General features: G+C 36.9%; 4 protein-coding genes. 2 read left to right on the plus strand and 2 right to left on the minus strand.

All coding sequences use genetic code 11. The features are described from left to right. Position 1: 1 nt before the first annotated feature. Entirely contained in the window at positions 2 to 244 is a 243-nt protein-coding gene (locus LNQ34_RS23150; protein ID WP_230001492.1) for a hypothetical protein, read from the plus strand. Positions 245 to 412: 168 nt separating this feature from the next. Here LNQ34_RS23150 and LNQ34_RS23155 read toward each other — a convergent pair whose 3' ends face one another. Both LNQ34_RS23155 and LNQ34_RS23160 read right to left on the minus strand, forming a co-directional pair. Continuing rightward, complete coding sequence (locus tag LNQ34_RS23155; RefSeq protein ID WP_230001493.1) at positions 413 to 1,090, minus strand: hypothetical protein; 678 nt, start codon at positions 1,088 to 1,090, stop codon at positions 413 to 415. A gap of 216 nt (positions 1,091 to 1,306) precedes the next feature. Continuing rightward, the gene (locus tag LNQ34_RS23160; protein WP_230001494.1) at positions 1,307 to 1,828 is read right to left on the minus strand and encodes a hypothetical protein; all 522 of its coding nucleotides are present in this window, start codon (positions 1,826 to 1,828) and stop codon (positions 1,307 to 1,309) included. A 1,000-nt stretch (positions 1,829 to 2,828) separates the two neighbouring features. On the opposite strand from LNQ34_RS23160, the gene LNQ34_RS23165 reads away from it, so the two are divergent. After that, positions 2,829 to 12,887 (plus strand): non-ribosomal peptide synthetase, encoded by a 10,059-nt coding sequence (locus LNQ34_RS23165; protein WP_230001509.1) that lies wholly within the window; start codon positions 2,829 to 2,831, stop codon positions 12,885 to 12,887. Positions 12,888 to 12,891 lie beyond the last annotated feature (4 nt).

Here is a 12,891-nt window from a genome sequence, read left to right on the forward strand (position 1 = left end):
AATGGAAGAGGTTTTTAATAAATATAAAAACAGTTATAGCAATTCTGTAATGAAACTGGAAGAGGATAATATCAAGATCTGTCAAAATATGGAAGAATTGGATGTCTTGTATAGTAGTTTTATGATTCTGCTGACGGAATTGCAAAGATGTGCCAGAAATTATGAGCAGAAAAAAATAGTGACCCGGAGCATACTTCATAAAAACTTAAGAAAGTTGAATTCAGAAGCTTGCCGAAACAGATAAAGAAAAAAAGTAGTAATTCCAATAGAAAGTAAAAGCCATGAGACTTTACACAGCAGGAGTGTTTGTGTACATGACTCATGGTTTTATCTCAATAAAAAAATGATATTTCTGCTGGTTAGCATAGTAAAAAACGCTACTACGCTTCTAACAGCGATGAAATAGAATCAATTAGTTGTTTTCGTTGGCAGTTACTCTGTTTGCGGCATAATTGACCGGCGAATAATTAAATTTTATTATGTTGAATTCATAGTTAAACTTGTCTAAATCATTACACTCACAGTCTATTTTGTCAAATTGATCTTTGGTCGTTGTGGTGACGGTAACATAGGTAAATGTGGTTACGGTTGTTCCTGTTAGTTCAACATAGCCTACAACACAAGTTAAAATGCCAATCGTTTCTGCTGTCGCCCGTTTTGCATCTTCTTGTATAATTTTAATATATCGCAATAGATTTGATTCCAGGTATTTTAGTTTATCATTCGAAATCCCTAGTACATCTTCAAAGAATTGTAAATTCACGGCAGAGGGTGTACCGCTATACGATTTTGTGCTGGAGTATGCCGATGTTTCCCCCATTCCATTTATAGTTATCATAGCGTTCTGCATTTCGGTGCCGTCTACCAGATACAATCCTCCAACAAAAGGTGTTGTATGGCATGTTTTTTTTAGGGCGGCTCTTATATCAACGAATAATGCGAGCGAATTCTTAAATGCTTCCAAAAGGATTGTTTCTGTTTTGTTATCGGTATCCTTTGGCAGCGATGCCAGCAATAAATTTTCATTACAGGTGTGCAGCCACGCTCCATCAGGGGTGGGCGTAATGCAATATGGTATAGATTTGTTCATGGGTCCGTGTTTTTTGTTGTGTATAAAAGGTCTTTATTGCAATTGAAGAACTTGTTCGAAAACTGTTTTTTCTATTGCAGAAAAAACAAATTTGGCCATTTTATGCACTCTTCTTTGTTGAATAGATTTAGTATTCCTTTCAAAGGAGTGCATAAACTGACACAAATTAAATTTCCTTTACGAAAAGTATGAATTTCGAAAAAGTTTTGTTGTTGACTAAGTAGGGTCTACATAAGAATAACCAACTTTTGTATAGTCTACATTATAAGAAAATTTGGTTGAATCACTAGAGCATTTATGCTTGATCAGTACAGCAGCAGAAGAAGCTTTTGAAACTGCATATACAACAGATGTTGTAGGTATATTCAGACCAGGTACTAAGGATAGAAGAGTGATAGTGGTACCAAAGTTCTCAGCTGTTGTGTCACCCGCAGCCGCAGCCTGAGTTGCCGCCATCGATCTATTAAGATAGTCGCGCATTGGGTTTACTGAACCACCCACGCCTGATAGGATATCGTTGAAGAGCTGTTCATTTGCCTCCTGTATAGTACCATTACCAATTAATGCTCTTTGTACTACATTAGTTTGTGACATTCCTCTTATAGAATTCAAAGCTCTTACCATGGCATCTTGATTTAGTGTATAAAGACCATCCACCACTGTTTGCCCTGAAGTTGCTTTTACAGCATCTTTTATTTTGTTTGGAACTTGCAAGGCTCTTAAGAAGGCATTTCCCATTATTCGGTTTTGCTCCTCAGTCCATATGTCTAGTTTATAATAAAAGATGTAATCAGTTCCTTCTGTGTGTATCCATGTACCGTCATTAGTAACACCACGTGTTTCACGTATAACATAATCATGTTGCTCGAATTGGTTATTATCAATAATAGTGCTCATTGTTTTTTTGTTTTTGGGGTTGTAATCATTGCTACAAGAATTTATCACTACCTGTAACAACTAACCTCAGACCACCAGACTTTCTGGCATTTCTAAGGTATTTGTCTTACTCATAAGGCTTTTCAGTTTCCGCCCCTGTAATAAAAACCTCTACAGGAAGGTTTGTTTAAGTGGGTAATGCAGCATTGTTTTTTTTCTACTAGTAAACGAATTAAGAAAGACCATAAATCCGTGTTTTTTATTTTATTTTTTAGAATATCGTATTCTAATTACGCTTGGTATTGTAAAAATTAGCTTACTGATAGTTTTTTGTTTTGTAATATTACTCTTCAAAATTACTTTTTTATAAAATCATGAGATAGCGTATAAATACTTGATTTTAAATAAATTAGTATTTTTTTTGTTTGTAAGGCCAATCAACAGTTTATACTAGAAATAGGTTTAAACAAAAAAGTCCTGATTTTCATCGGGACTTTTCCTTTTGCGGCAAAAATGATATCTCTTTCAATGCACTGTTGTAATGTATACAGAACTTCTTAAAATCAAAAAAACTTACTAGAGTGCTTTCATTAAAATGAAGCAGAGTGAATTATGGTTGGTTTGTCTCTTATGAAGGAAAGTCCGTAACTTTTATATGAAAAATCCGTAATTTTTAGGTAAATGTTATTGCTATTTTGGTGAAAAATCTGTCATGTTTTGATTTGAACATCATGGATGGTAAATAATAAGGATTTAAAAAGGATAACATAGAAGTATTTAGTCTTGTAAAGTCCTTAGTGCTTGTTAAATAAGCATTACAAAGGAATACTGATTCTGATTAAAACACACGAATGTGAAATTTATGGATAGAAACATGGAGTCAAATAATATTTATTTAGTTTCAAAATATTGGAAGAAAAAAATAGTGAACCGAGAAAAAGTTCTTGGGTTGCAACAGCAACAAAATAGTCTTCCTTGTATTACTATTGAGGCCAAAGAACTCAATTATTTTAATAGACTTACCAATAAAAACGTAATAGCTCAATATACAGTTATAAGCGCGATCTATACTTTTTTGTTAAAGAAACTGATCCATGAATTTGATGGTTATCTGGTGTCAAACTATAATGATCAGCATCATTCTTTGCTTCTGTCATTTCCTGTAGATTTAAAAATTTCATTTAAAGAATACCTTCAAAAAATAAAGCTTGAAATTTTAGAGACATTAAAACATTCGGATTCTAATGATGCTCCTATAGCTGAAAAAACAATCGTTAATGATTTAAGTCTTTTATCTCATTATGGTATAAATTTCAATTCAGACGCTAAGTTAGAGTGTAACGGTATTTTGTTTCATGTAAAAATAGAGGATACTATAGAAATTCACGCTTCTTATTTAGAAGGTTTTGTAAAGCAAACCATAGTGGAATATCTGGTTCAGCATTTGAATTATTTTATTGTTAATTTAGAGCAGAATGTAGCGTTTAATTTATCCGAATATCCACTACTATCCCCAAAAGAAAAGCACCAATTAGTAGTAGATTTTAATGATACTAATGTAGCTTATCCAAAAGATAAAACGATCGTAGATTTATTTGAAGAGCAAGTAGCAAAAACACCAAATAATGTTGCTGTTGTATTTGGAGCAACAGAATTAACTTATAGCGCATTAAGCGAAAAGGCAAATCAGCTGGCCCATTATATTTCTTCAAAACATATTGTAAATAACGGAGATATAATTGGAGTGTTTCTGCCTAAATCAGATACAGGAATCATTTCGTTATTGGCAATAGTAAAGTTAGGCGCAGTTTATCTGCCAATAGACACCAATTATCCTCAGGAAAGAATAGATTATTTAATAAAAGACAGTGGTTTAAAATTGTTAATTGCTAATGATGCCACTTTAAATATTGATAATTGTGATACAGTAGTTATCGAATCAATCGATTTTGATGCCAGTAGCAGCGACACTATCAATAAAGCGATTTCATCCGAAGATTTAGCTTATGTAATTTATACTTCAGGTTCTACAGGGCACCCAAAGGGGGTAATGGTAGAGCATCGGAGTGTCATAAATATGGCATTAGATCAAATCAGATCTTTTGAAATTTCCGAAAGCGATACAATAGCATGGTTTGCTTCGGTTTCTTTTGATGCGTCTGTATCGGAGATTCTGATGAGTTTGTATAGCGGTGCGACGCTATCTATTCCGACAGAAGAAATAATTAAAGATCAGGATCAGTTTATAAGCTTTTTAAAAGTAACAAAAGTATCAGTTGTAACTTTTCCTCCAAGCTATTTAGGATTATTGACAGAGAATGATATTTCAGGACTAAGATGTATCATTACAGCCGGTGAATCTGCTAATCCGGGTAAAGCAAAAGCAATTGTAAAATCAGGAATTGATTATTATAACGCATACGGGCCCACAGAATGTGCGGTTTGCGTATCGATATATGGAGTAAAAAATGATTTTGATAAGTCGATTATTCCAATTGGCAAACCGATCTCCAATACTCAGGTGTACATCTTAGACGAAGCCTTACAACTGCTGCCAATAGGAGTTACAGGAAAGCTGTATGTATCAGGAGCAGGGGTTACCAGAGGGTATTTGAACAAACCTGAACTTACAGCAGAAAAATTTATCTCGAATCCTTTTATCGAAGGATCCCGAATGTATGATACGGGAGATTTTGGCTGTTGGCTGCCTGACGGTACTATTGAATTTTTAGGAAGAAAAGACCATCAGGTCAAAATTCGGGGCTACAGAATCGAACTGGGGGAGATAGAGAATGCCATTTTAGAATCTTCAGAAAATCTTCAACAAGTCGTTGTAGAAGTAAAAGAGCACCATCAGGAGAAAGTGTTAGTGGCTTATCTGGTAGCAAAATCTGAGATTAATAAATCGGAACTGCGAGCTTTTCTGCAAGAGCGTCTTCCGGATTATATGATTCCGGGTTTCTATGTGGCGCTGGATGCTTTACCCTTAACTCCAAATGGCAAAATAGACCGCAAATCACTGCCGGTTGTGGAGGGAGAAGACTTCATACGAAAAACATATGTCGCCCCCAAAAATGACATTGAAAACAAACTAGCCGTTATATGGCAGGAGGTACTGGGCATTGACACCATCGGAACAACCGATAACTTTTTTGAACTGGGCGGACATAGTCTGATCATTTCTCAGGTAATCAATAGAATCCATAAACAATTAGGTAAAACCGTATCCTTTAAAATATTTTTTGCTAACCCAACCATCGAAGGACTAAGCAAACAATTGCAAATAAATGAATACCGAGCCATCACCAAAGCACCGGAAGCAGCATCCTATCCATTGACCGCCTCCCAAAGCAGATTATGGACCTTGAGCCAGTTAGAAGGCGGCTCCTTAGCTTATAATATGCCCGGTGTAGTCAGGTTAACAGGGCTGGTTAATGTCAATACATTCGAAGAATCGTTTCGATTCTTAATTCATCGCCATGAAATTTTAAGAACCTACTTTAAAACAAACGATCAGGGCGAAGTCCGTCAACATATACTAGCTGCCGAACAAGTAAACTTTAGCATCACAGAGAAAGATTATAGTTTAGTTGAAAATCAGGAAGCAGTAATTGCGGACTATTTGCAAAACAAAAATAACGAACCTTTCGATTTAGAACAGGCACCACTTGTAAGAGCCTCCTTAATCAAATTAAAAGAGAATCAGTATGTATTTTTTCTATCCCTGCATCATATAATTGGAGACGGATGGTCAATAGAGATACTATTATCAGAAGTCATAAAAACCTATAACGCACTCACCCAAGGAAAAGCAATCGACTTGCCGGAACTCAGCCTGCACTATAAAGACTATACCCTGTGGCTTAATGAAGAACTGCATCAGGAGAGACAGCAGGCATCAGAGCAATATTGGCTGCAACAGTTTCAGGGAGAATTACCCGTTTTGGACTTGCCGGCTTTTAAAACACGTCCATTAGTTAAGACCTATAACGGACATAATCTCACGCAGCACTATTCAAAAGCATTTTTAGAGAAGTTAAAAACATTCTCAAAACAACAGGATGTCACCTTATTCATGACCCTAATGGCAGGGATCAATGCCCTGTTGCATAAATACACCGCTCAGGATGACATCATCATTGGAACCCCAATAGCAGGAAGAGAACATCCAGACTTAGAGAACCAATTGGGATTGTATCTGAACACCCTTGCGATACGCACTAAATTAAAAGAAAAAAGCAGCTTCATAGATTTGGTAGCTCTGCAAAAAGAAACCTTGTTAGGCGCTTACGATCATCAAAATTATCCTTTTGATGCACTGGTAGGGAAATTGAATCTAAAGAGAGACACCAGCCGTTCTGCTTTATTTGATGTCCTGGTCGTATTACAAAACCAGGGACAGTTAAACAATCTCAATAACGAAGAACTGATAAACTTCGAAATAAGCGATTACGATTTTAAGAGTAAAACAGCTCAGCTTGACATGAGCTTCACCTTCGTTGAAACAGAAGGATTAAACCTTAGAATTGACTACAATACCGATATTTATGAAGAGAGTCTCATTGAAAGAATCTTTCTTCATTTTGAAAACCTGCTTACCGCATCAATAGAGCAGCCAGAAAAAAATATTCGGGAAATACATTATTTAAGCGAAAAAGAAAAGCACCAACTACTAACTGATTTTAACAACACCGCAGTAGCGTATCCGAAAGATAAAACCATAGTGGATTTATTTGAAGAACAAACAGCAAGAACCCCAAATACCATTGCTGTGGTTTTTGAAGAAACTGAATTGACCTATCAGGAACTTAATGAGAGCGCCAATCAATTAGCCAATTATTTAAGAGAAAATTATTCTATTGAACCCAACGATTTAGTTGGACTCAAATTGGAAAGAAACGAGAAAATGATAGTCGCTATGTTAGGCATATTGAAATCCGGAGCGGCTTATGTACCCATAGACATCCATTATCCTGAAGACAGAATAGCGTATATCGAAAAAGACAGTAACAGTAAAGTCATTATCGACGGAGCAGTATTGGAAAGATTCAGTGCAGTTCAGGAGCAATATGCAAAAGAGAACTTAGAAAAAATCCATACAACTCAAGACTTAGCCTATGTCATTTATACCTCAGGAACCACAGGTAATCCAAAAGGGGTGATGGTAGAACACCGCAATGCCTTTGAATTGATTAACTGGTCTGACCTGGAGTTTGATGCGTCAAAATTTGAAGTGATGTACGCCGTAACTTCTTATTGTTTTGATTTATCGATTTATGAAATTTTCTATCCCTTATCGATCGGGAAAAAAATAAGAGTTCTAAAAAATGCCTTAGACATCAAAAACTATATCACTAAAGAAAACAAAATACTCTTAAACACAGTTCCTTCCGTCGTTAGAAAATTAATAGAAGAGAACACAGATTTAAACAACGTATCCTTTATCAACATGGCAGGAGAAATAGTGCCTGTTGATATTGTTTCCAAACTTCAGGCAGAAAAAGCAGAAGTTAGAAACTTATACGGTCCGTCAGAAGACACCACTTACAGTACCAATTATGTCATACAAAATCAGGAATACAGATCAATTCCAATTGGCAAACCGATCTCCAATACTCAGGCATACATCTTAGACGAAGCCTTACAGCTGCTGCCAATAGGAGTTACAGGAAAGTTGTATGTATCAGGAGCGGGTGTTACCAGAGGGTATTTGAACAAACCTGAACTTACAGCAGAAAAATTTATATCGAATCCTTTTATCGAAGGATCCCGAATGTATGATACGGGAGATTTTGGCTGTTGGCTGCCTGACGGTACTATTGAATTTTTAGGAAGAAAAGACCATCAGGTCAAAATTCGCGGCTACAGAATCGAATTGGGGGAGATAGAGAATGCCATTTTAGAATCTTCAGAAAATCTTCAACAAGTCGTTGTAGAAGTAAAAGAGCACCATCAGGAGAAAGTGTTAGTGGCTTATCTGGTAGCAAAATCTGAGATTAATAAATCGGAACTGCGAGCTTTTCTGCAAGAGCGTCTTCCGGATTATATGATTCCGGGTTTCTATGTGGCGCTGGATGCTTTACCCTTAACTCCAAATGGCAAAATAGACCGCAAATCACTGCCGGTTGTGGAGGGAGAAGACTTCATACGAAAAACATATGTCGCCCCCAAAAATGACATTGAAAACAAACTAGCCGTTATATGGCAGGAGGTACTGGGCATTGACACCATCGGAACAACCGATAACTTTTTTGAACTGGGCGGACATAGTCTGATCATTTCTCAGGTAATCAATAGAATCCATAAACAATTAGGTAAAACCGTATCCTTTAAAATATTTTTTGCTAACCCAACCATCGAAGGACTAAGCAAACAATTGCAAATAAATGAATACCGAGCCATCACCAAAGCACCGGAAGCAGCATCCTATCCATTGACCGCCTCCCAGAGCAGATTATGGACCTTGAGCCAGTTAGAAGGCGGCTCCTTAGCTTATAATATGCCCGGTGTAGTCAGGTTAACAGGGCTGGTTAATGTCAATACATTCGAAGAATCGTTTCGATTCTTAATTCATCGCCATGAAATTTTAAGAACCTACTTTAAAACAAACGATCAGGGCGAAGTCCGTCAACATATACTAGCTGCCGAACAAGTAAACTTTACCATCACAGAGAAAGATTATAGTTTAGTTGAAAATCAGGAAGCAGTAATTGCGGACTATTTGCAAAACAAAAATAACGAACCTTTCGATTTAGAACAGGCACCACTTGTAAGAGCCTCCTTAATCAAATTAAAAGAGAATCAGTATGTATTTTTTCTATCCCTGCATCATATAATTGGAGACGGATGGTCAATAGAGATACTATTATCAGAAGTCATAAAAACCTATAACGCACTCACCCAAGGAAAAGCAATCGACTTGCCGGAACTCAGCCTGCACTATAAAGACTATACCCTGTGGCTTAATGAAGAACTGCATCAGGAGAGACAGCAGGCATCAGAGCAATATTGGCTGCAACAGTTTCAGGGAGAATTACCCGTTTTGGACTTGCCGGCTTTTAAAACACGTCCATTAGTTAAGACCTATAACGGACATAATCTCACGCAGCACTATTCAAAAGCATTTTTAGAGAAGTTAAAAACATTCTCAAAACAACAGGATGTCACCTTATTCATGACCCTAATGGCAGGGATCAATGCCCTGTTGCATAAATACACCGCTCAGGATGACATCATCATTGGAACCCCAATAGCAGGAAGAGAACATCCAGACTTAGAGAACCAATTGGGATTGTATCTGAACACCCTTGCGATACGCACTAAATTAAAAGAAAAAAGCAGCTTCATAGATTTGGTAGCTCTGCAAAAAGAAACCTTGTTAGGCGCTTACGATCATCAAAATTATCCTTTTGATGCACTGGTAGGGAAATTGAATCTAAAGAGAGACACCAGCCGTTCTGCTTTATTTGATGTCCTGGTCGTATTACAAAACCAGGGACAGTTAAACAATCTCAATAACGAAGAACTGATAAACTTCGAAATAAGCGATTACGATTTTAAGAGTAAAACAGCTCAGCTTGACATGAGCTTCACCTTCGTTGAAACAGAAGGATTAAACCTTAGAATTGACTACAATACCGATATTTATGAAGAGAGTCTCATTGAAAGAATCTTTCTTCATTTTGAAAACCTGCTTACCGCATCAATAGAGCAGCCAGAAAAAAATATTCGGGAAATACATTATTTAAGCGAAAAAGAAAAGCACCAACTACTAACTGATTTTAACAACACCGCAGTAGCGTATCCGAAAGATAAAACCATAGTGGATTTATTTGAAGAACAAACAGCAAGAACCCCAAATACCATTGCTGTGGTTTTTGAAGAAACTGAATTGACCTATCAGGAACTTAATGAGAGCGCCAATCAATTAGCCAATTATTTAAGAGAAAATTATTCTATTGAACCCAACGATTTAGTTGGACTCAAATTGGAAAGAAACGAGAAAATGATAGTCGCTATGTTAGGCATATTGAAATCCGGAGCGGCTTATGTACCCATAGACATCCATTATCCTGAAGACAGAATAGCGTATATCGAAAAAGACAGTAACAGTAAAGTCATTATCGACGGAGCAGTATTGGAAAGATTCAGTGCAGTTCAGGAGCAATATGCAAAAGAGAACTTAGAAAAAATCCATACAACTCAAGACTTAGCCTATGTCATTTATACCTCAGGAACCACAGGTAATCCAAAAGGGGTGATGGTAGAACACCGCAATGCCTTTGAATTGATTAACTGGTCTGACCTGGAGTTTGATGCGTCAAAATTTGAAGTGATGTACGCCGTAACTTCTTATTGTTTTGATTTATCGATTTATGAAATTTTCTATCCCTTATCGATCGGGAAAAAAATAAGAGTTCTAAAAAATGCCTTAGACATCAAAAACTATATCACTAAAGAAAACAAAATACTCTTAAACACAGTTCCTTCCGTCGTTAGAAAATTAATAGAAGAGAACACAGATTTAAACAACGTATCCTTTATCAACATGGCAGGAGAAATAGTGCCTGTTGATATTGTTTCCAAACTTCAGGCAGAAAAAGCAGAAGTTAGAAACTTATACGGTCCGTCAGAAGACACCACTTACAGTACCAATTATGTCATACAAAATCAGGAATACAGATCAATTCCAATTGGCAAACCGATCTCCAATACTCAGGCATACATCTTAGACGAAGCCTTACAGCTGCTGCCAATAGGAGTTACAGGAAAGTTGTATGTATCAGGAGCGGGTGTTACCAGAGGGTATTTGAACAAACCTGAACTTACAGCAGAAAAATTTATCTCGAATCCTTTTATCGAAGGATCCCGAATGTATGATACGGGAGATTTTGGCTGTTGGCTGCCTGACGGTACTATTGAATTTTTAGGAAGAAAAGACCATCAGGTCAAAATTCGGGGCTACAGGATCGAACTGGATGAGATAGAGAATGCCATTTTAGAATCTTCAGAAAATCTTCAACAAGTCGTTGTAGAAGTAAAAGAGCAGCATCAGGAGAAAGTATTAGTGGCTTATCTGGTGGCAAAATCTGAGATTAATAAATCGGAACTGCGAGCTTTTCTGCAAGAGCGTCTGCCAGATTATATGATTCCGGGTTTCTATGTGGCGCTGGATGCTTTACCCTTAACCCCAAATGGCAAAATAGACCGTAAATCGCTGCCGGCTGTTGAGGGAGACGACTTCATACGAAAAACATATGTCGCCCCCAAAAATGACATTGAAAACAAACTAGCCGTTATCTGGCAGGAAGTACTGGGCATTGATACCATCGGAACAACCGACAACTTCTTTGAATTGGGTGGACATAGTCTGAAAGCCATAAAAGTCATTAATAGGATAAAAACAGAAATAGGCTCCGGAATAGAAATTTCGGACATCTTTAAATACCCTACAATCTCCTCACAGGGGGGGCGTCTCGATTTAGCCTTCAAAAAGGTGTATTCACCAATCGTTTCGATTCCTAAACAAGATTTTTATGAGATGTCTGATATGCAAAAGAGACTTTGGATTATCTCAAGCCTGGAAGAAGAGGCCATTTATAACATTCCTTTCGCCTGCATCTTATCAGGATCTCTAAATGTAGAGAGGTTTAAGGAGGCTGTAAAAAGATTAATCCAAAGGCATGAAAGCTTAAGGACCAGGTTTGTTTTTTTTGAAGGAGAGCCTAAACAGCAGATCATAGCGCCGGAAAACTTAGAGGAGAATCTGATCCATTTTATTGACCTGTCGGAAGAATTCAATAAGGAAGAGATTGCAGAGACCCTTACCCGTCAGGAATTAACGCTCTCTTTTGATTTGAAAAAGGACCTTCCTTTAAGAATAAACATAATCAGACTAAGCGATAACGAACACATTCTAAACATTACATTAAATCATATGGCCGCAGACGGCTGGTCTTTAAAAATACTTTTTGAGGAACTCATCAGGTATTATGATAGTCTGGTAAAAGGGGAAGATATTTCTTTACCACCATTGCGAATTCATTATAAAGACTATGTATCATGGAAAAAAAATGATGAGGAACAACTGGTCAAAGACCAGAAGAGCAAAGAATTTTGGCTGCAGCAGTTGCACGGAGAACTACCGGTATCTAATCTTCCGGCAGACTATCCGCGCAAGAGTACGGTTAAAAATTATGCAGGTGGAAATGTTTATGTAGAACTCTCTCAGGAACTGACCGCAAGTATAGAAAAACTGGTAATCACGAAAAATTCAACGCTTTTCTCTTTCTTACTATCGGTATTAAACATAGCCATTTTTCGATATACAAGGAATCAGGACATCATTGTAGGCACTGTTGTTTCAGGAAGAGACATGCTCGAATTGGAAGAACAAATTGGGCTTTACATCAACACTATAGCCATCCGGAATATATTCGATCAGGATATTGATTTTACGGCACTGTACGAACAGGTACACCTTAATAATCTTCAAGTTTTTGAACATCAGAACTATTCTCTCGATTTACTGATAGACGAATTGTCCTTCAAAAATGACGCCTTAAAAACAGCTTCAATATTTAATGTAATGTTAGCGGTACAGAATTTTGACATTGTAAAAAATAGAAATATAGAGGGATTAGAAATTATTTCTTATGACGGTAAGTACTCGGAAGGAATAAGTAAATACGATCTGACTCTCGATGCGATGGTACAGGACAACCATACCATGCTAATTAACTTCGAATTTAATTCCGGTTTATTCAAACCCGCTACCATTAAGGCATTTTCTAATTCATTTATACAAATTATGGAACAGGTGCTGCGTAGCCCCGATATAAAAATTTCAGAAATAAATTTATCCAATACAATCAAGTCAGAACCTGAAAAAGTTAGTAAAAAAATAAGTTTTAATTTTTAAAGTA

The organism is Flavobacterium lipolyticum (assembly GCF_020905335.1).
Lineage (GTDB): Bacteria > Bacteroidota > Bacteroidia > Flavobacteriales > Flavobacteriaceae > Flavobacterium > Flavobacterium lipolyticum.